The sequence below is a fragment of the Candidatus Thiodiazotropha sp. AKIB8 genome, from assembly GCF_058244675.1.
Genome location: NZ_JBSYOO010000037.1, coordinates 27,108 through 48,025, shown reverse-complemented (window position 1 = coordinate 48,025; position 20,918 = coordinate 27,108). Strand labels below are relative to the sequence as shown.

Annotated in this window: 19 protein-coding genes; 7 read left to right on the top strand and 12 right to left on the bottom strand. The window is 49.9% G+C overall.

Annotation, left to right across the window (positions count from 1 at the left end):
* Positions 1–160: 160 nt before the first annotated feature.
* Positions 161–1,909 (bottom strand): sugar phosphorylase, encoded by a 1,749-nt coding sequence (locus AC4IFB_RS11115; RefSeq protein ID WP_490780200.1) that lies wholly within the window; start codon positions 1,907–1,909, stop codon positions 161–163.
* A gap of 209 nt (positions 1,910–2,118) precedes the next feature.
* Here AC4IFB_RS11115 and AC4IFB_RS11110 point away from each other — a divergent pair, with 209 nt between their 5' ends.
* The 4 genes from AC4IFB_RS11110 (at position 2,119) to AC4IFB_RS11095 (ending at position 5,905) form a co-directional block, all read left to right on the top strand.
* The gene (locus AC4IFB_RS11110) at positions 2,119–2,508 is read left to right on the top strand and encodes a TusE/DsrC/DsvC family sulfur relay protein (RefSeq protein WP_490775598.1); all 390 of its coding nucleotides are present in this window, start codon (positions 2,119–2,121) and stop codon (positions 2,506–2,508) included.
* A gap of 467 nt (positions 2,509–2,975) precedes the next feature.
* The gene (locus AC4IFB_RS11105; RefSeq protein WP_490775597.1) at positions 2,976–3,458 is read left to right on the top strand and encodes a CreA family protein; all 483 of its coding nucleotides are present in this window, start codon (positions 2,976–2,978) and stop codon (positions 3,456–3,458) included.
* Complete coding sequence (locus AC4IFB_RS11100) at positions 3,455–4,030, top strand: hypothetical protein (protein ID WP_490780199.1); 576 nt, start codon at positions 3,455–3,457, stop codon at positions 4,028–4,030. Before AC4IFB_RS11105 ends, AC4IFB_RS11100 begins: the two co-directional genes overlap by 4 nt.
* A 237-nt stretch (positions 4,031–4,267) precedes the next feature.
* Positions 4,268–5,905 (top strand): methyl-accepting chemotaxis protein, encoded by a 1,638-nt coding sequence (locus tag AC4IFB_RS11095; RefSeq protein ID WP_490780198.1) that lies wholly within the window; start codon positions 4,268–4,270, stop codon positions 5,903–5,905.
* Between the two features lie 159 nt (positions 5,906–6,064).
* Here the strand turns inward: AC4IFB_RS11095 and AC4IFB_RS11090 are convergent, their stop codons facing one another.
* From AC4IFB_RS11090 to AC4IFB_RS11080, 3 genes are all read right to left on the bottom strand, one after another.
* Positions 6,065–7,615 carry a GGDEF domain-containing protein gene (locus AC4IFB_RS11090; RefSeq protein ID WP_490775594.1) on the bottom strand — a complete coding sequence of 517 codons (1,551 nt, stop codon included), beginning with the start codon at positions 7,613–7,615 and terminating at the stop codon, positions 6,065–6,067.
* 51 nt (positions 7,616–7,666) lie between these two features.
* Positions 7,667–8,470, bottom strand: coding sequence for an endonuclease/exonuclease/phosphatase family protein (locus AC4IFB_RS11085; RefSeq protein ID WP_490775593.1), 804 nt, complete (start codon positions 8,468–8,470; stop codon positions 7,667–7,669).
* 492 nt (positions 8,471–8,962) lie between these two features.
* Entirely contained in the window at positions 8,963–9,580 is a 618-nt protein-coding gene (locus AC4IFB_RS11080; RefSeq protein WP_490775592.1) for a c-type cytochrome, read from the bottom strand.
* Positions 9,581–9,932: 352 nt separating this feature from the next.
* On the opposite strand from AC4IFB_RS11080, the gene AC4IFB_RS11075 reads away from it, so the two are divergent.
* Entirely contained in the window at positions 9,933–10,163 is a 231-nt protein-coding gene (locus tag AC4IFB_RS11075) for a hypothetical protein (RefSeq protein ID WP_490775591.1), read from the top strand.
* Here the strand turns inward: AC4IFB_RS11075 and AC4IFB_RS11070 are convergent.
* The 5 genes from AC4IFB_RS11070 to AC4IFB_RS11050 form a co-directional block, all read right to left on the bottom strand.
* Complete coding sequence (locus AC4IFB_RS11070) at positions 10,139–11,185, bottom strand: HIT domain-containing protein (protein WP_490775590.1); 1,047 nt, start codon at positions 11,183–11,185, stop codon at positions 10,139–10,141. The genes AC4IFB_RS11075 and AC4IFB_RS11070 overlap by 25 nt on opposite strands.
* A gap of 123 nt (positions 11,186–11,308) precedes the next feature.
* Entirely contained in the window at positions 11,309–11,794 is a 486-nt protein-coding gene (locus tag AC4IFB_RS11065; RefSeq protein ID WP_490780197.1) for a copper chaperone PCu(A)C, read from the bottom strand.
* 327 nt (positions 11,795–12,121) lie between these two features.
* Complete coding sequence (locus AC4IFB_RS11060) at positions 12,122–12,445, bottom strand: c-type cytochrome (RefSeq protein ID WP_490775588.1); 324 nt, start codon at positions 12,443–12,445, stop codon at positions 12,122–12,124.
* 131 nt (positions 12,446–12,576) lie between these two features.
* Complete coding sequence (locus tag AC4IFB_RS11055; RefSeq protein ID WP_490780196.1) at positions 12,577–13,038, bottom strand: GIY-YIG nuclease family protein; 462 nt, start codon at positions 13,036–13,038, stop codon at positions 12,577–12,579.
* Positions 13,039–13,056: 18 nt separating this feature from the next.
* The gene (locus AC4IFB_RS11050) at positions 13,057–13,572 is read right to left on the bottom strand and encodes a YqhA family protein (RefSeq protein ID WP_490780195.1); all 516 of its coding nucleotides are present in this window, start codon (positions 13,570–13,572) and stop codon (positions 13,057–13,059) included.
* A gap of 235 nt (positions 13,573–13,807) precedes the next feature.
* Between AC4IFB_RS11050 and rapA the strand changes: the two genes are divergently transcribed.
* Both rapA and AC4IFB_RS11040 read left to right on the top strand, forming a co-directional pair.
* On the top strand, positions 13,808–16,687 hold the full coding sequence (rapA, locus tag AC4IFB_RS11045) for an RNA polymerase-associated protein RapA (protein ID WP_490780194.1): 2,880 nt from the start codon (positions 13,808–13,810) through the stop codon (positions 16,685–16,687).
* A gap of 555 nt (positions 16,688–17,242) precedes the next feature.
* Positions 17,243–17,500: a hypothetical protein gene (locus tag AC4IFB_RS11040; RefSeq protein WP_490775583.1), complete on the top strand. Its 258-nt coding sequence runs from the start codon at positions 17,243–17,245 to the stop codon at positions 17,498–17,500.
* Between the two features lie 3 nt (positions 17,501–17,503).
* Here the strand turns inward: AC4IFB_RS11040 and AC4IFB_RS11035 are convergent, their stop codons facing one another.
* The 3 genes from AC4IFB_RS11035 to AC4IFB_RS11025 are packed head-to-tail and all read right to left on the bottom strand — an operon-like array spanning position 17,504 to position 20,834.
* Positions 17,504–18,430 (bottom strand): ABC transporter substrate-binding protein, encoded by a 927-nt coding sequence (locus tag AC4IFB_RS11035; RefSeq protein ID WP_490775582.1) that lies wholly within the window; start codon positions 18,428–18,430, stop codon positions 17,504–17,506.
* Positions 18,420–19,214, bottom strand: coding sequence for a PhnD/SsuA/transferrin family substrate-binding protein (locus AC4IFB_RS11030; RefSeq protein ID WP_490780193.1), 795 nt, complete (start codon positions 19,212–19,214; stop codon positions 18,420–18,422). Before AC4IFB_RS11030 ends, AC4IFB_RS11035 begins: the two co-directional genes overlap by 11 nt.
* Before the next feature lie 18 nt (positions 19,215–19,232).
* A complete protein-coding gene (locus AC4IFB_RS11025) occupies positions 19,233–20,834 on the bottom strand; it encodes a sensor histidine kinase (RefSeq protein WP_490780192.1) in 1,602 nt (533 codons plus the stop codon).
* Positions 20,835–20,918 lie beyond the last annotated feature (84 nt).

The following is a 20,918-nucleotide window of genomic DNA, read 5'->3' as shown; positions in this document are numbered from 1 at the left end:
CCCCACAACACCCAGCTATTTGTAGGGTGGGGCCATGCCCCACCAAAAGGCGCTGCGAATCAAAGCTCATACTTCAATTTACGCTTCAATCCATATATCACAAAGCTAAAGAAATAACTGGGTGAGGAGGATATTCAGTAATAGATTTACGCGCCCAGCTTTACTGCTTAGACATCAACCAGACCGTCTGATAGGGACGGAATCTCAAACCACTCTCATCCATATCGGGAACCACCTGATGCAGCGCATCAAACCAGCGTACCTCAACATCCCCCAGTGACGAGAGATCGACAGAGACCAGGTCACCTGTGATGTTGTGGATAGCATAGATACGCTGTTTACCATCCAGGCTGACTCGCTCCACACCAAATATCCCCTCTGGTAGATCAAGCACCCGCTGTGGCGCATCAGGGTGAAAAGCTTTGATTCCACCGCGGATACGCAGTCTGCGGATATATTCAGGAAAAACCTGGCCCGCGTCGGTAAGCGGTAGATCTATAAGCCTTTCAAGCTCAGAACCATCCCACTTTCGACGATTGATAGCCCGTGTCATTCCAGTCCGCTCCACACCCAGCGGATCATTAGGGGTCGCACCCAGTGCATTGATATAGACCGCAGGGATACCCCGAAGGGAGAGCGGCAGAGTCTGGGATAACATAAAACGGGCAATGTGCCAGGGATCGACATCATCATCTTCGGCAGCAAAAGCATCGAAATAGCTGACATTGAGTTCATAGGGCCTGTCCCTGCCTTCAGTGGTGGCCCGCATAGAGACATAACCACCTCGTTTGCGCATCATATCGAGCAGCTGATCCAGCTCTTCATCTGGTACCAGCCCCTCCAGGGGACGCAATCCCACCCCATCGTGAGAGGCGGTAAAGTTGAGATAGGTACAACCATCAGGCAGCGCTTCCTGCTCCAGTGACCGGGCCCAGGGCACCAGGTATCCAGTGGTCTGGCACATAATGGCATGCAGTATCAGTGGCGGCAGGCTGAACTGATAGACCATGTTGGCCTCATCCCCAGCATCGAAATAACTGATATTCTCCTGATGAGGAACATTGGTTTCAGTCAGCAGAATGGCACCTGGCTCAAGTAGATCAACCAGGGTTCTGAAAAGCTTGATCACCTCATGGGTTTGAGGCAGGTGGATACAGGAAGTACCGATCTCTTTCCAAAGAAATGCCACTGCATCAAGCCGAATTGCGCGAGCGCCGCGACGAATGTACTCCAGCAGGATATCGATGAACTCAAGCAGAACTTCAGGATTAGCATAGTTAAGATCGATCTGATCATTACTGAAGGTGGCCCAGACATCAATCATCCCTCTGGGTGTACGGACATGGCTCAACAGAGGGGTACTGCGCGGCCGCACCACCATGGAGAGATTCTCTTCCGGCGCCACCTGCACGACATAGTCACGGCCAGGCTCTTCATCATGTACGAAATTAACAAACCAGAGATGCTCTCGGGACATATGGTTCAAAACCAGGTCGAACAGCAGGGTGAACCCCTCTCCCAGTCGCTCAATATCCTCCCACTCCCCCAACTGCGGATTGACTGCACGAAAATCGGAGACCGAGAAACCGTCATCAGAGCTGTAGGGGAAGAAGGGCAGAACATGCACCATACTGAAGACACCATTCAGGCGTCGATCGAGGAAGTGCTTCAATGCAGCCAGAGGCATCATTCCAGGATACTGGACACTATCACCATAGGTAATCAGCACACTGTCTTTTTCATCCCAGCGAGGAATCTCCAGACGCTTACCTTGCCGGGCCTCGATATGACGACTGATCAACTCAAGCACTTTGGGCAGCAGATCCGTAGCCCTCTCTTTTCCATATAACAGACTTAGATGATCCAGTAGTTTGTTATCCAACTCATCAACACTCATCGCTACTCTCATACCGCCACCTAATGGATTTCTATAGTGAAATCTATTATCGAGCCGCTTTAACTAATAAAAACTGACTATATTCAATATCTCTTAAGTATGAAAGAGTTGATCCAGATCAACCTACCTCCAAAAACCTTACATCACTACTGCTATTGTTAAAGAACAAGCATTAAAAAAACAGATTAGATAAAACTTGCATTTCACCAAGGAGATCCACCATGAGGTTAGAACACTCAGATACCCGCACCCCTCCTGAAAGCCTGAAAGAGTCAACTCCCTTAGAAGTTGAAGGGCGAATGATCGCACTAGATAAAGATGGCTATTTGATTAATCCTGATGACTGGAGTCCTGCGGTCACAGAAGCCCTCGCCGAAGCCGATGGCGTGGAGCTGACTGAAGAGCACTGGTTGTTGATCGATTTTCTGCATCGCTTCTACGCAGAGTATGGTATTGCGCCGGAAATGCCCATCCTGGCCAGAAACCTGTGCAAAGACAAAGACGATTGCCATTGGACCAAGCGCTATATCGAAACCCTCTTTTCCGGTGGTGCAAAAATGGCCTGCCGCTATGCTGGACTGAGCAGACCGGTTGGACGCAGTTGCCTGTAAATCAATCCATTGAGCTATACCCTTGATATAAGTTTGATGGGGTATGTGCAACGTGCCTGTCATTGGCTGTGGAATAATCCGCTTCTGCAGCCTCTTAGATGGGCGCGTCACTTTTTAGCCATCACAAAATGCCAAAGCCCCACCCCATCGAGGGCACTGAAATGAAGATCATAACCGCTAAAGTGCTCTAATCACCTCAAAATAGAAAAACAGATCGTGCTGATATTATTGAGGGTAGCGTACAGCCCTGCTGCACCAGGGGTTCAGTCATAGATTAATAAGGTACGGCAGGGCCACACCCTTCTATTCGCAACTATCAATAGTTCACTCTTTCCACACCGCCAGAACACCTGCTACCGGCATCAAAAGTGCGTATCATAGCGGCTCTAATCTAAAAACACTGATGCAGACCAACACAGAACAACGATTAACACGCTCATACAACCATCATGACATCGAAATATCTTATGACAGTTTCACTGATCTTCCTCTATCTGAATCCGCTTCAGGCAGAGCAGCTGGGAGAAGTCAGCACCAAGTTTCGAATGCTTGGGCCAAACGATAAGGTTACTATAGAAGCCTTTGATGACCCCGCCGTATCCGGTGTCACCTGCTACCTCAGTCGCGCGATAACCGGAGGAGTGGGCGGTGCTATAGGTATTGCTGAAGATACCTCTGACGCCTCTATCGCCTGCCGCCAGACCGGCCCGGTCAATCTTCCAGGAAACATACTCAATCAATCCAGAGATGGAGAAGAGGTGTTCAAACAGCGCACATCGATTCTCTTTAAAACGATGCAGGTGGTTCGCTTCTATGATGCTAAACGCAACACCCTGGTCTATATGACCTACAGTGACAAATTGGTCGATGGTTCTCCTAAAAACAGCATCACTGCAGTTCCCCTCTACTACCCATTGAGCAAACAACCACAGACACCAACTGCACAATGACCCAACTTCTACATACCGGACGCCTGGTACTCACACCAAAGAACCCTTATCAGTTACCTGAAAATCCTGAGGCCATCTTTACCAGACTGCAGGAGATCGGCCTGATAGATACCCCTCTCCAGACTGGCCACTCCTACCTGCCAGGCGAAGCATTCATGCAGCTGATCACCTTCATGGGCTGCTCACCCTCTATCCGGCTTGCACCTGACGATAGCGATCAACCCTTTTGTCATCTTTTGCTGGATGGCCCATATCCCCGTCCAAAGTTAATTGTCGGAAAAAACACCCTTCCCCCACGCTGCGAAAGTTGCCGCAAACGACTTGGCGATTGGCAGAACACTTTTAAAATATGGGAGGCGAAGGGTGATGGCTGGCAGTCTGAATGCCCTCACTGCGGACATTTACAGGATCCGGCCACATATGACTTCAAGCAGAGTGCCGGCTGCGGGCGATTTCTACTTTATCTGGAGAATATTTTCCCCCAGGAAGCGATCCCTGCTCAAAGCCTGCTCGATAGCCTTAAGCATTCGAGCGAGGAAGAGATCTGGCACTTCTTCTATCACCAGGAATAAGTAAAACCTGTTTTCACCAAACCCTAAGAAAACATTAATAAAACAATAGCTTGCCTACTTTCAGTGATATAGATATCGAATGGGCGACTTTGAGGAATCTTATTCGCAATATTCACTTCATTGACATTTATCAAAAATAACTCTTAAGCAAATCCACATTGAGCCGAAACATAATCCTAATGGCATTGATGTAACGCCGTTCAATTTTTCTGCAAATATCATTCGGACTCACTATCAATGCAAATTCTCAGACAACTACAAATACAGAAGAAGTTATGGCTATTAACGATAACCACACTATTAGGCTTACTGGTTATTACTGCGATCTCTCTTGATGCATTCTACTCGGGTTTAATTGAAGAAAAGATTCTTCAGACTCAGGCTTTGGTCGATACCGCCCACAGCCTGATAGACTCACAACATGCTCACGCTGAGAAGGGTGAGATCACCACGGAGGAAGCACAAAAGCGTGCTATCAAGGATATCGAAGGATTACGATATGACGGTGGCAACTACTTCTGGATAAATGACCTCAACGCACACATTGTGATGCATCCCATTAAACCCCAACTCAATGGCAAGGATCTTTCAGACTTTAAAGACCCCGATGGGAAACGGATCTTCAGTGAATTTGCAGCGATTGCCAAACAGGAAGGTGCTGGCAGCGTACCCTACAAATGGTCCAAGCCCGGATCAGACACCCCGGTTGACAAAATCTCCTATGTTAAAGGTTTTAAACCTTGGGGCTGGGTCGTGGGTACAGGTATCTATATAGACGATGTTGAAGAAGAGTTTAAGCACTTTGCCACCATGATTGCAGTCGCAGCCATGACTGTCGTAGCGCTCTTCTTGTTTATCTCTTACATCATAACAAAAAGCATTACCTGCCCGCTCAATGAGACGGTCGCCGCACTAAATGATATCTCCACCGGTGAGGGTGACCTTACCCGTCGCCTCGACTCGAGTGGAAAAGATGAAGTTGCTCAACTGGCAACTGAATTCAACCGTTTCATCGAGAAGATCGAAAACATTATTAAGCAGGTTGCTCAATCCAGCACCCAGCTTGCAACCGCAGCTGTTGAACTCTCCAGCACCACCGAACAGACCCACGCGAATCTTAACCAACAGCAGAACGAGACCCACCAGGTGGCGACGGCCGTCACCGAGATGGCCGCAACCATCAAGGAGATTGCTGAAAGCGCAGAGAGCGCGGCGGGTTCTGCTCACACAGCGGACGATCAGGCGCTGGCGGGTAAGAGTGTCGTCGATGGCGTCACACAGGCCATCGATCATATGGCGAGCGAGATGGACTCCGCTTCGGACGTAATCAATCTCCTGGCAAAAGAGAGTGATGGCATTGGTGCAGTTTCAGAAACGATTCGCGGAATTGCTGAACAGACCAGTCTGCTGGCACTGAATGCCGCCATTGAGGCTGCACGGGCTGGTGAGCAGGGGCGTGGCTTCGCTGTGGTCGCCGACGAAGTCCGCTCTCTGGCAAGCCGCACTCAAGAGGCAACTGCTGAGATCAAAGAGATGATTGAACGGTTACAGTCCGGTACTCAAAATGCAGTGGACGTCATCCACAAAAGTGGCGCTACCACACTATCGACGGTAGAGAAGGCAAGAGAAGCGACAACATCTCTGAATGATATCGCCTCATCAATCGGCGTCATCTCTGAACGAAACACCCAGATTGCCAGTGCATCTGAAGAGCAATCGGCTGTAGCACAGGAGATCGACAAAAGCGTAGTTCAGATTTCTCAGCTCGCTCAACAATCATCTTTAGCCAGCGAACAGATCACCCAAGCAAGCACTGAACTTTCGCAACTGGGAGAGTCAATGCAGGAGATGATCTCGCAGTTTAAAACATCATAAGTCAATACAGCACAACGCCCCGTAGCGAGTGCCCTTGGGGTACAAGCACGGGGATGGCAGCTTAGCGCCTCACCCAATGGAAAGCCGGCTCAGACCAGGACTCTCTATTCCAGTGCCTGACAATAGCTTCAATTGCCAGGCAAACAGCACAGCTTCCAATCAAACCAGCTCACAACGATTCTTACCACTGCGTTTCGCCTTGTATAGCGCTTTGTCCGCCCGGGAGAAAACCTTTTCCAGACTATCCTTATCATTAAAACTGGTAAGCCCACATGAGATAGTGACCCGTACTGGTTTGCCCTGAGAGTGAAAACCGTTGCTCTCCACTGAATGGCGCATCTCTTCTGCCACACTCAATGCCTCTTCACCCTCAGTACCACACAGCAGACAGACAAACTCCTCACCGCCAAACCGGGCAATGAAGTCGGTCTCCCGCAAACGGGCCTGGAGACTCTGGGCAATTATGCGAAGCGCTTTGTCTCCCGCCTGGTGACCGTAGCGATCATTGATCAGTTTAAAATCATCCACATCCCAGACCAGCATCGATAACGGACTGCCAAATCGCTTCCAGCGGGCCAGCTCCTGCTCAACCCGCTCCTCATAAGCCAGTCGATTGGGTAGCCCGGTTACAGTATCCAACATCGCCATATGGTGAGCCTCAACCATGCGGGAACGCAGATCGGAGGACTCTTTCTCCAGATGCGCCAAGCGCTCACGCAGTGCGTGCTCCCCCTGCTCTGCCTGCTGATGCCACTCCTGCTCCTCCTGGAGGTAGGTATCGATACTCTGCTGGATTGAAGAGATGCGCTGACTGACAGCCTCTTTCAGCTGGTGAAGATCAGTAGCCTCAGCAACATGGGTTCCGATATCACCAACCTGCCCATGAACCGTGTCACTCAAATCACGCCCATGCTGAACCATTTTGTCACGGCCTTCATGGGCAGTTTGCAGATGCAGGCCAAGATCCTGCAACCGCTGGGTCAACTCTTCGAGAAAATCTTCAGCCTCCTGTATCTCAGACTGAATTTCTCCAAAGGACCTGGCCGAGAGAGACAACAGGTCATCCAGAACACCAACCCAGGTATCTGCCGCAGCATCCTTGATCAGTCGTAGCTTTAAACTGCTGACAGTCTCACCCCAATGCCCAGGCCAGGAGGCCTGTTCGAGTAAGTTCAGCAGGATATCGTTAGGCTGAGGTCCTGATTCATCTGAGGTAGAGGCACGCCCGAGCAAGCGACCGAATAGTCCACTCCCCTTCTTCTCGATAGTGGCATCAGCACCCTGGCCCAATAGCTGGGTCAGACGGGTGAAGGCACTCTCTTCCATCGCAGCCGGATCTTCCAGCAGCTTCTTCAGCAGATCACCGGCTTCGGCAGACTCTTTCTTTGAGAGCTTCAACTGGGCAATCAGTTTCAGATGTACTTCGTCATCACTATCCTTGGCGATGCTGTCGTTCTCTTCCGCAAAATGGAGCAACCCTTCAGTAATCTCATTCAGCTTATCGCTGAGCTTGACACTCGCCCCCCCTCTGACAGTATTCCGTACTGCCTTCAGGTGAGGCTCAAGCCGGTTGTCCAGACCGCTGGCAGCAATGGTCAAGCGAAGAATAGTTCGAGTCAGCAGTTCCTCTAGTGCCTTATTTGCCTCTTCCTCACCTTCATATTGGTGCAACAGCTCTTCATAGCGTTTTTTCCAATCGACATCGTTCATAGGCTTCTAGATATAGCTTATAGATTAACAGCTTAGTTGTATTGAAGCGGGTCAAGCCGCAGCTGGTAATACAACATTCTCAGGTAATTCGATCTCAAGCGTGATTGGCAGGTGATCCGAATGTGCATAGTTGAGCACCTCCGATTTCGACACCCTGAGACTTGGTGAGGCCAGAATATGATCCAGCTTGCGATTGGGCCGCCAACTGGGAAAAGTCATCATATCGCAAGCACTGCCTTGCAAATTGGTATGCTCCATCAAGTACTGAAACTCTTTCGAACTGCATCCGCAATTGAAATCTCCCATCAGCACGAGATGAGAATAGTGGGATACCAGCTCACTGATAAAGGAGAACTGACGCAGTCTGGCCCGCCGCCCCAGAGCTAGATGCATCATACAGATACCCAGAGGCTTCTCATTGGTGTGAAACTCCATCAGTACCGCACCCCGCCCTGGTAAACCGGGCAGTCTATGCTCAGTGATAATCCTTGGCTCTACACGGCTCAACACACCATTGCTGTGTTGCGCCAATTTACCCAGCTTGCGATTAACCTGCTTATACCAGTGGGGAAAACCTGCCTGCTCTGCCAAGTAGGCGGTCTGGTCGATAAAGCCGCTACGGAAGCTTCCGGAATCTACTTCCTGCAATCCCACCACATCAAAATCCTTGAGCAGGTGAGCAATACGATTAAGATTATTTCGCTTCTCTTTATGCGGGAGAACCTGTTTCCAGCCACTGGTGACATATTCACTGTAACGGCGGGTATCAGCACCCGCCTGGATGTTATAGCTGAGCAGGCGCAAACGATTTGTGTCATCCAGAGCCGGTTGATTTTCTAGGATTTGCTTATTCATTATTTAGCGACGCTTAATTTCTCTCCGGTATCTATTGATATTGCGGATAAAAGCCAAAAAACTTAAGACTAAACCGTCACTTTAACCTGAATCCGTATGTTCAGATTTAACATACAAAGCAAAGATCTTCTGGAACTACGTTCAATCCCTGAACATTTTTAACCCGGTGACTAAGTATATGCCTTCAGCTGCAGTGTGCCTACCAATAACAAGGGAACCCCCCCTTCTCTCGAGCCACATCTTGATCAAGCGCAAGCCTGAAGCCCTGAAAGCAATATACTCAAGCCGGGTGAATAGTGTGTTGTGGCCATCTATACCAACTCTGATAGACAGCCCCGCCTAGTGGGCCTCGCAGTAAGTGCGGTAACCCTCAGAGCCCCGCTACGGGGCTCCCTTCGGGCCGGCCCACAAGCCACTAACCATTCTGAAAGCAGCTGAAACAAAAAAGGCGGTGTCAAAACACCGCCTCTCAAAAAAATGCATTATGTCAGGTTACCGACTGAGCCCCTGAATATACTGAGCAACCTCAGCAATCTCAGCATCAGTCATTCGTTCTACAACACCTTGCATCATTTTGCTGGTGTCATTGGTTCGGTTACCAGCACGAAAATCCTTCAATGCCTTCTCTATGTAGGCGGCATGCTGGCCAGCAATGGCAGGGAAGTTTGCTTGTGGGTTGCCTGCACCAGAGGGGCCATGGCAAGCCATACAGGCTGCGACACCAGTTTTTGCGTTACCCGCCCTGTAGAGGTTCTCACCTGCTTCGACCTTATCAGCAGCTGCAACGCCACCTTTGACTGTCTGGCTGGAGAAATAGGCAGCCAGATCGGCAATACCCTGATCGGTCAGAGGCGCGGCCATTGGCGACATCATCGGATCGCTGCGTTTAGGGTCTTTCGCTTTGAAATCCCTGAGCTGCTTCTCGATATATTGGGGATGTTGCCCAGCAAGCTTTGGCCATACCGGGTTGATGGGACTGTTACCCTCTGCGCCGTGACAACCGGCACAGACAGCGGAGTTCTTTTTACCCTCTTCTGCATTGCCGGCGGCATTAGCCAGGCCAACACTGAAAGATAGGGCTAGGGTTGCGGTTACGAGCCATTTATTCATTATCAATCCTGCTCTGAAATTATGCTGGATAGGTTGAAATCCTGAGCCTCCCAGCAATTGACCAGACCACAGTCTGAGCGCTGTAAAGACCCTAAAAAAGCTGCGGAACTATACCAGAATTTCCTAATAAAGGTCAAAATGGATCTTCAGCAAGCTTTAAATGACATTTTCTGATTCGACTCAGGCTCACCTGAGTGGTTCATTAATCGCTTTTGGAAAAACCCCTCAAATTTCTATCTAAATCCAAGGAACTTCTAATTAAGGGCACTGACTTCCTGGTAGCCGCTCAATAGAGACTGAATGTAATAATCAGGTTAGACTCAACACAGAATTCCAGTTCAGGCCTGCCATCATGCAAAAAGATCCGGATCAGTCGATCGTGCGCACCAGCTATGCGGTGATCTATACCCCCAGCCAGCGTAGAGACCGCTTTCCCGAGAATTGCGTCACCCTGATGACATCGGCTGAAGAGGCGCTGGAAAAAGCTGCAGAAAAAGAGAATTACCACCCCGCTCAGGTGAACGGTCCTTCCCGCTCTTCTGAGGGGCTTCGCCTCTACTACCTGGTCAGCTGGCTGAGCTGAAGTTTACTCAGTTCCCTGGTAATGGCATAGCCTTCCAGAGTGTCAAAATCTGAACGACTGAAGGTTGTGAATCCACCGGCGAGTTCATACCAGGCAAAGCCCCTGGTCCACGGCTCATGATCATAGCTCCCCTGTCGTTTTCTCGGTATACAGTAGAGCTTGCCTGGACGGTAGATCAAATTGTAGCTTGTCTCACTTTTGTGCAGCGCTTCGATTCGCTGCCAAGCCTGGTCTACCGACAGGTAGACTTCACAACCCAGAGGATAGTCGCGATCTCCCCCATTATGACGCCAGTGATCCTGCATCAATGGCAGAGGCTCGGATTTAACATAAACCTGAAAATGGAGATGATTGACCGAGGCATAAGCACCGAAGCTGTTATAGGCAATGCCAATATCCTGCAGCGAACCAGACATCCGTTCAGCCAGGGCCCAGACATATCTGTGGTACTTAGGTGTCAGCAACTGCGGCAATCGCAAACTCCTGTCGGGTACCAGCAGACAATGCATTGGAACAAAAGGGAATTTGTTGTAGAGGAGCTCCACCTCCACCCCGTGTAGCTCACCTCTCCAAAATGCCTCTTTTCTTAGAAATGGCTTGTTGAAGTGGAAACCATCGGCATCGAAAGGGCGACTGAGCCCGGTTACTGTTTCGGTAGTCATTCTGGATGGCCGAAAAGCACGCAGATGATTGAACTGAAGCTCCCATCCATCTTCCTGGCGAAAATCTGCGGTCTGCACACCATCAAAACCGATAGCCATTAGCTTCAGAAAGACCAGACTGTCGTCAGCTGCGCCAGCTAATTCACGACCTTCGCTGAGCGTTAAACGACAATACTCTGCGTGTTGATCAAACCGGTGACGCAACTGGGTTTGCAATATCCGCTTGACCTCCTCATCGAAGCAAGCGTTGGCATGAACCAGAATATAACTGCCCAGACCCGGCTGCTGAAGCAAACGCTCCAGACCGGTGGCAAATGCTTTTTGCATGCCGGAAAATGAATCAAAGGGTGATTGGCCCATCGAAACGATCTCTTAGCCCTCTCGCGAGGTTGTAGCAGCCACAGGAAACCTCTGAATAGATAGTCTACCGACATCCTGCCGGTAAACTGTTCGGCCCAGACTTACCCGGAGGTTGCTTTGATTTCAGTGACTATGACCACTGTGATCCGAAGACTTCATCTTCATGCGCAACTTACGCACAGGCGCATCCACTTTGAGCTGCGATCCATCATCGAAGGAGAGAGTCAGAGCGATAATTTCGCCTGGAATCAGCTTTTGTTTCAAGCCAATCAACATCACGTGAAGCCCACCAGGTTTCAGGCTGGTCATCTCTCCTGCCGGGAGATCTATCTTTTCCACCCTACGCATACGCATCATGCCATCTTCCATGGTATGGGTATGCAGTTCGACCACCTCAGCGGCACTACTGCTGGCAGAAACCAGGGCAATCCCTTTGTCGCTCTTGTTGTGGAGTGACATAAAGGAGGCCGAATTCGGCTGCCCTGGAGGCACAGCCCGGACATAGGGATCGTCGACCATGACCATCTCTCCGGCGGAAGCGGCTAAAACCAGTTGACTCATGAAGACCAGGCAAAACCCGATGAGTAGAGAAAAACGCTGAAAGTTCATTACTTTCTCCCGAGAATTCAAATTAGTTAGGGGAATGGCAGTCTGGCATGGCAACTCGTGAACACATACTCAACCACCCTTCTCTTGAGAGGCCCAATAAACCCCTTGGCGCAGGAGAATGGCATTAATCCGATAACAAAGGCAATCCCATCTGACCAATGTTTACTAAAAATCCACCTTAAAATGTGTCAAATCACTCATTTAAGGCCATATCCCACACACACTTGCAGAGAATGAGCGCATTTTAATCAGCCATAAAAAAAGCGCCTGCAATGTGTCAGGCGCTTTTCTACCACTCTTAACAAGTGGTGGGCTGTCAGAGCGATCTTAGAGGGTTAAAACCCACTCTACGATTGCTTTGATATCTTCATCGCTGACATGTGCATTAGGTGGCATAGGCACAGGACCCCACACACCAGAACCACCAGCTTTAACCTTGGCTACCAACGCATCTACCGCACCGTCCTGACCTTTATATTTGGCAGCAACTTCTTTGTATGCTGGACCAACAACCTTAGTCTCAACCTGGTGGCAAGCCATGCAACCACGCTGTGTAGCAAGCGCAACAGGATCAGCTGACGCAGTAGCAACAGCACCAAGAGCAAGGAGGGAAGCGCTGGTAGACAGCAGCAATGATTTCATCTTATTCATCAGGGATTTATCCTCATGTAGTTCAGTTATTTAGGGTACACCTGCGGGGGTTAATTCAAGAGTCCTTTCCCACAAAAATGCTGGATTATACGTTAAACGGGCAGTAAATGCCTATAAACGATAATTGTCAATTAAACAATTTCACAAAAGATAACTTTCTGCCCGTTTAAAAGTTCCCCAGCCAGCCCTGCAAATCTACTCCAGTTGGGTTTGACATCAGAAATAGAGAGGTGACTCCCACAATCACAATCTGAAGCGCCGAATCCAGGAATCGGCTGCCTGAGTTTTAGGTGTTCGGCAAACAATCCAGCCCACTCATGCTCTCGCCGGCACGGGTCATGAGTGAACCATATCTCTCTCAACACCGTCTCAGCACGCAGATAATCGATATGCCAGTGGGGACGCTGACTGACGCGCTTATGGTGTCCACATCGTGCTGCCACCCCCCCAGGGCCAAAAGCACTGCCAACATAGAGATACCAGCCTTTTGGGAATTCACAATTGCCCAGACGCCCCACGTTGATCGCTTTCAACCTGCTATTTTTCAGCAGCAGAACATAGGTGCCAGGCAATTTGGGTTGCAGGCCGGTCACCTAGTGTGGTGCTTCATACTAGTGAGAACCCTTATCCGCCATGTGCGATAGATAGAGGGCCAATCCAAGCAGAGCAATCCCCCCTGCGAACTGAAGCAGGTCCAACGGGGTTGTGAACTCCATCCCCAGGGCGAATTCGAAATAGCGCACCACCAGGATCATCATCACCACCTTCGCCAGGCGGCTTTTCAGATCATCCAGACTGGTTATCATCAGCACATTGGAAGCGCTTTCGGATCCTTCAGCATGACCGATCTTACTGATAAACAGCTCATACAGACCCAGAGAGAAGATCAGTAACACCGTGGCCAGCAGATAACCATCGACAATTTCCACCACATGGGTCACCGTGGATGAACGCAGAGCAACCCGCTCTTCGCCAGTCAATGCCGGCGATGCATAAGAACCCAGATGGGAAATCATGTAGAAGGCGTCAATAGAGGCCATATAAAACATAGCGACAGCTGCAGCCAGGCTTGCAATCACAGCTGCCAATACGATCAGGCGGCTGTTCCAGAGTATTTTCTCAAACATTGCTTCCACGATTCAATTATTCTCAGTCTTGTTAAAAAGCGGTCAAATCATACCAGACATGGCCAGCCAACTTAATATCACCCGCTCTCTGAGAAAAGAGCTTATCGGCGGGATTTACTAATCATCCCAGAATCCATATCTGAGTCACGATCATCAGCTCCGAGCTAAAAAACCATATGGCATGCTGAGCGGATAGCCATTATCATCTGCCCCTTTTCGTCAGGACCATATCAACATGCCATCTTTTCTACCGGGCCAACGCTGGATCAGCGACACAGAATCTGAACTTGGCCTGGGGGTTGTTGCCGACTGTGAAGGACGACGTGTCAGCATCAATTTCCCCGCGATAGACGAAACCCGTGTCTACGCCATAGAAGGAGCGCCCTTGACTCGGGTAGCCTTCGCCACCGGTGATGAGATTCAAAGCCGGGAAGGGTGGCAGATGCAGGTTCGTGAAACCCAGCTCAACGACGGACTGATCACCTATCTGGGAGAAAAAACCGACGGCAGCCAGGCTCGTTTGGAAGAGATAGATCTGGACGATACACTACGCATTGATCAGCCCAAACAGCGCCTGCTCACCGGCCAGATCGATCCACCGCACTGGTTCAATCTTCGACAGCTTACCCTTAAACAGATTGGGGAGCGGCAACAATCATCACTGCTCGGTCTGGTGGGCCCCCGTATTGACCTGATACCCCATCAACTCTATATCGCTCATGAAGTGGCAAGTCGTCCCACCCCGAGAGTTCTGCTTGCTGATGAGGTTGGCCTCGGTAAGACGATCGAGGCCTGCCTGATACTCCATCAGCAGCTGCTGACAGGCCGCGCCAGCAGGGCGCTGATTCTTGTACCCGACCCTCTTGTACACCAGTGGCTGGTGGAGCTTCTGCGACGCTTCAACCTCAAATTCCGCATTCTCGACGAAGAGACCTGCCAAGCCATCCAGGACTCAGGCCAGGGGGACAACCCTTTTCACTCTGAGCAATTGGTACTCTGCAGCCTGAACCTGTTTCATCATAACCCCGACCGTCTCAGCCAGGCGCTGAATGGCGAGTGGGATCTGTTGATCGTGGATGAGGCCCATCATCTGACCTGGTCAGAGGAGGATCCAAGCGCCGAGTACCTACTGGTAGAGGCGCTCTCCCTGAGAACTCCAGGCGTATTGTTACTCACTGCCACGCCAGAACAGCTCGGCCAGGCCGGTCACTTCGCCAGGTTGAGACTGCTCGACCCCGACCGCTACTATGACCTGCAGAGTTTTTTACAAGAGGAGCGCCACTATCAACCTGTCGCCGAAGCGGTCGAGCACTTGCTGCGAAAGGAGCCCCTCCCTGAGCAGGCAACCCAGGCGCTGCTGAGCAAACTGGATGAGACCGAGAGCACTCCTCTGCTCAATCTGCTGAATGATCCTGGCAGTAGTGAGCACGAATGCAGTGAAGCCAGAGAGACATTGATCAATATGCTGCTCGACAGGCATGGCACAGGCCGAGTGCTGTTCCGCAATACCCGGGCACGCATCAGCGGCTTCCCTGAACGCGAGTTGTTGGCGACGCCGCTGCCACTTCCAGAGTCCTATGCAGATCTGCTGGAGAGCTCTGACATAGAGTCTGCTGCGTTACGTTTGACACCTGAGCGGATCTTTAGCGAGCAGGGGCACAAAACCTGGTGGCAGGATGACCCCCGCGTGCCCTGGTTGATCGAACTGTTACGACAACACCCTGAGACTAAGTTTTTACTGATCTGCACCCATGGGGAGACAGCCGTAGAGTTGCAGGAAGCGGTTCGCACTCAATCCGGTATCTCTGCCGGACTGTTCCATCAGGAGATGAGCATCGTTGAACGCGACAGGGCTGCCGCCTGGTTTGCTGACCCCGAAGGCACACGTCTTTTGATCAGCTCAGAGATCGGCAGTGAAGGCCGGAATTTTCAATTCGCTCACCACCTGATTCTGTTCGATCTGCCCCTTGACCCAGACCTATTGGAACAACGTATTGGCCGACTCGACCGAATCGGTCAAAAGCAGACGGTAAAGATACATCAACCCTATCTCGACCCAGGCCCACAGTCGGTCATACTGCACTGGTACCGGGATGGTTTAGATGCCTTCAATCACCACGTACCAGGTGCCCAGCAGATCAGTGAGCAACTCAGCTCAGAACTTTGGCAGCTGATTGAAAATGGACAGGATAACGCAGCACTACCACAGCTGATTGAACAAACCCGACAACTCAAGGAGGAGATCCAGACCCGGCTACAACAGGGCCGAGACCATCTACTTGAGCTGGGCGCCTGTAGAGAACCTGTGGCCAGCCAGGTGGTGGAGCAGCTCAAACAGCAAGACAGTTCCAAAGCCCTGACTGATTATCTAAGCCGTCTTTTTGACAGCTACAACATCGAAACCGAGGAGCTGGGCAAAGCCGGGCTCATCCTGCGTCCGGGAGAGCAGGTTGTCGCCGGTTCCCTACCTGGTCTGCCGGCAGATGGATTGACAGTAACATTCAGTCGACAGGATGCACTGAGCCACGAAGAGCGGCAATTCCTGACCTGGGAACACCCACTGGTACGGGGAGCCATGGAACAGGTCATAGGCATACAGACTGGTAACAGTAGCGTTATTGCCTGTGGTCACCCTAAACTGAAAAAGGGGCAGCTGCTGCTGGAGTGCCTCTTCGTTCTCGAGTGCCCTGCCCCACGAAAACTGCAGATTGGCCGTTTTCTACCACCAACCCTGAAGCGCATTTTCATAGATGCAAAAGGGACACGATACGATCATCTGGTCGACTGTGACAGCCTCTTGGAACATGCCCAGGATCTGGATCGACAAAGCCTTTTACCCGTTATCAACAGTTACCGGCAAGCGATCAGAGCTCTGATATCACGCGCCGAAGAGGTTGCACAACAGCAGATCGAAAAGACAGTCAAGCAAGCCTCAGCGGAAATGATGAGCCACTATACGACTGAGATCAAACGTATGCAGGCGCTGAAAAAGCACAATCCGTCAGTCAGAAGCGAAGAGATCGATCTGCTCCAGGATCAGGGGTTATCACTGCACCAGCATCTTCAATCAGCCCGCTTGCGTCTTGATGCAGTGAGGCTGGTGGTTACAGTTTGAATAGAAATTCTTTAGAAGTTGAATTCGAAAAGGGGCGGCGGTGACGTACTGTACGATTCAACATTACTTTTGGTGGGGCATGGCCCCACCCTACCTCAAACCGGAATAAATTCGAGTGTAGGGTGCGGCCCTGCCGCACCATGCCCAACTGAAACCAAAACCACCTGACGAACCGCTTTACTGACACTGCGGGTAATGAACCAAGTAACTGGTTTTTTGCGAATGCATACCCTGGGTGGTGCGGCAGGCCGTAAGTACGATTCAACATGGCTTTTGGTGGGGCATGGCCCCACCCTACCCCAAACCTGAATAAATTCGAGTGCTGGGTGGGGGCACGCCCCACTATAAGTGGTCTCGAAGCCGTGCCCATCGTCGGTAATTTTGGAGAGTCCTGAAAAGCATTTTCATACAATCTTCCACCTCTATTGCTGGTGTAAGAGCATCTCAGTTGCTCGCAGTGACTTCATCGACATTTTTGATTAGAATCGACCATTCTGATCCATAGGATTGGAAACGGATTATTTAGGATATGATCGAGAAGAGGGACGTTTTCTCATGGCCAAGGAACAGAGAACAGGCTTACCGCCCGTGCCAGACGACTTTCAGCAACTGCTCAATCAATGGCAGCAAATGACCTTGCAGAAGATCGAGGGCTTTGGCTGGAAAATTAAATTTATCAGAAGACCGCTTTTTCAGGATGTAACGATTGTTGTCTCCAATCCTTCAGGAGACCAGATCGGTGTACTCGAGGAAAACGGCGAAGTAGTGGTTCATCCTGTTACGGACTTCCGAGATGCAACAAGCATCTCATAATTATTATTCGACCACCTCATCCGCCAACAACAACACGCTTTCCGTTAGCTCAAGTCCTATTTTACTGGCTGTTTTTGCATTCAAGGTCATGCGGGTACCCAATGGGTCCTGCACGCCAATCTGTGACGGTTTCACACCATGTTGCAGTATATCTTCTGCCAGGCCTGCAGCCTGCGCCCCGACGCTTGGGATATCCGGATTGACCGCCAACAGCAATCCGAGACGAACGATATTGTCAGATTGGCCGATACAGATCAGACGATCTTTAACGCATTGGCGTTTTAACCAATGGATATTCTCCAGTGTGTAGAGCACAGGGTCGGTTGGCAGCCACACAGCATTAACCTTTCCTGCCAATCGACGGTATGCCTGCTTAAGCTCTTTTGCCCGCTCAATTGGCTCAGCTGATATTTCAACACCAACCAGTTCTGCGGCACTGATTGCCTCTTCAACACTCGCCAAACTATGTGTATTGCTATAGATAACACCTAAACGGGTGACATCGGGAAACAGCAGATTCATCGAAAGCAGTTGTGTACCAGGGGCGACCTCAGCATCGATTCCTGCAAGGTTGTCCTGTCCCTCCAGCAGTCGATAGCGTTGCCAATTAAGTACCATGGCAAAAATCACCGGTATCTCCTGCCTCGATTGGGTAGCCAATTTAGCAAAATAGGCGGCTTTAGCACCAAATGCCGCAATCAAACCAGGTTTGGATGCCATAACCTCTGCCATCACCTCTGGCGCCCGCTGTATATCCCCTTTTAGATTGAACACCTCAACCGGACGTTTCAATTTAGATCTGAATTGAACAAGGGGCTGTTCGTAAACTGCTTCTGAATCGGAGAGCAACACAACAACCGGTGCCTGATCTGACCAGGCAGACAAGGTCATCATAATCATGACTAAAAATAGCAGACACCTATCTCGCATGATCACTCCACCCATCAATCTGAAGAGTACGCATCACCGTACTGTCTTGGGATGAAAGTATGAATTTTATCAGTTGATCTGATTGCTCTTTAGTGACGGCACCATCCATGTAGCCCAATACCGGCATATCAACTGGAGTAAAATCGCTATAGACCCGTAGAGAATCGATCAGTTTTGGGTTAATGCTCTTAAACAGTTTCAAGTTTGTCTGAGTTACCAGAGCGACATCGACCTGCCCCAATGCAGCCGCAAAAATTGCATCCGCATCCTTGGGCACCTCAACAATACTGACCTGATCAACATCAATCAGATCACTAGCATCCAATATGCCACTCAGTAACTTTTTGGAGTCTGGTCCCAAGCTGGTCATCGCCAAAGTTTTCCTCCCTGACTTACGAAATTCACTATTCCCTTTACGCTTACTAACCAGCAATTTTTGGTAGTCGTTTCGTTGATGACGTACTGCTTGCAATAACGGATTGAACCCAAGCTCATCAACATAGCGCTTCAGATACCAATGGGGCGCAAACACAAATGCAGGTCGATCCTCACGTACCCGTTGATCAAAATCGTTCAGATGAGCAAACGGCTGAAACTCTATGGATATGCTGAAATCTCTAAGCAGCATCTCCATATCACTTTTCAATCGGCCCAGATTATTCTGTGGTGAATCGGGATTGAAATAATAGAAACTCAGACCGCTATCCCCAAGTAAGGCACCTGGGAAGATCAGCAGCCAAAGCCATAGCAGGCAAGCGTTAATGTTTAATGTAGTACGCAGCAAGACCACTCCAAGAGCATCTTATTCACCTGGCAACTCGAAATAGAAAGTGGCACCTTTATTTACCTCTGACTCAGCCCAGACGGAACCGCCATGTCGATGTATAATTCTGGCTACTGTTGCCAGGCCAATTCCGGAACCTTCAAATTCACTATTTTTATGGAGACGCTGAAAAGCACCAAACAATTTATCAGCATAGCGCATATCAAACCCAGCGCCATTATCTTTGACATAAAAGCATGGCATCCCTTTATTAACTGTTTTACCAAAAATAATTTCGGCCCGTTCGACACGACTGCTATATTTCCAGGCATTACCAATCAGATTATCGAGGGCTATCGCCAGTAAGCTTTGATCTCCACGGACTTTCAACCCAGGCTCCACCTGATAGTGGATCTGTCGCTCAGTTTCCTCTCCCTTTAACTTCTCCACTACGTTGTTAGCCAGTTCACTCAAATCAATATCACTGATCTCCATCTCCTGACGACCAAGACGTGAAAGCCTTAACATGTCATCGATCAAATGGCCCATGCGGGTAGCAGCCGACCTGACACGACGCAAATAGTCATGCCCCATCTCATCAATACTATCCTCATACTCCTCAGAGAGCGCCTGACTGAATCCCTCTATACTTCGTAAGGGTGCACGCAGATCATGGGAGACCGAGTAGTTAAAGGCCTCCAGCTCTTTATTACTCCGTTCCAGCTCAATCGTCCGCTCGGCCACTTTCTTTTCAAGCGATCTGTTGTACTCATCCAACTGACCATGGGAGATCTCCAGGTTGCTTGTCATTCGGTTGAAAGAAGTGGCAAACGAGCCAAACTCAGAACAGAGTAAGCCATTCATACTGAGACGATAGTTCAGGTCTCCTGCAGATACCTCCTTTACACCCTTATCGAGCTGACTGACCGCTCTCAGCAGACGTTGAGTAAAGATCAAGGCCACAAGAAAACCAAACAGGATAAATGCCGCTGCAACTGAGATGTAGAAAATGCGGATTTGGCGCATCTTCTCATCCCACTGTTCGATGCGCGCATCGATGCTTGCCTGTAAGCCGACCAGTGATATTCCACAACGTAAAACACCCCATAGTTCTTGCCCATTAAATACTGGTGTCACTACCTGCATCGACTCTTCAGCCAGTAAGTCATTTGATGAATCACTGACAAACCGTACCGAAAAGTCACTTACCGTATCGCCTGCAAAGTCACTCTCAATCAGAGAGAGCGCTTCGATATCAACAGCATCTTTAGGTGTGGCGCCCACCTGTTGCGGCAAACTGTGAGCAACAATCTGACCCAGTTTACTGACCACCAAACAGAACCGAATATCACCATCGCCATCTGCAACCCGTTTCATCAGGGCATTCAGAAAACTGAAATCATAACCAACAATCGCTTGATTTGAGCTGAGTGCCATACTGCGCACCAATGATGCGTTCCTTGCCTGCATAGCACTGTGTATGGCAGCAATATCCGCCTTATGCTCTGTTTGGCGAAAGTCACTGATTTGTTGCCAGAATAGAAGACTGATGATTGTAAATAACAGCAGTAATGCCAGATTCATCGATACCAGATAGAGTCGGATCGAGGGCAGTTTTCCGGTGGGCAACAAGAATTTCATCACGCTCATAGACAAAAGAGTTTAAATAGTAACTTGCGCTATGTCAGCTAAGAATCCGATTTCTCTTGATTTTTCTCAATCGCG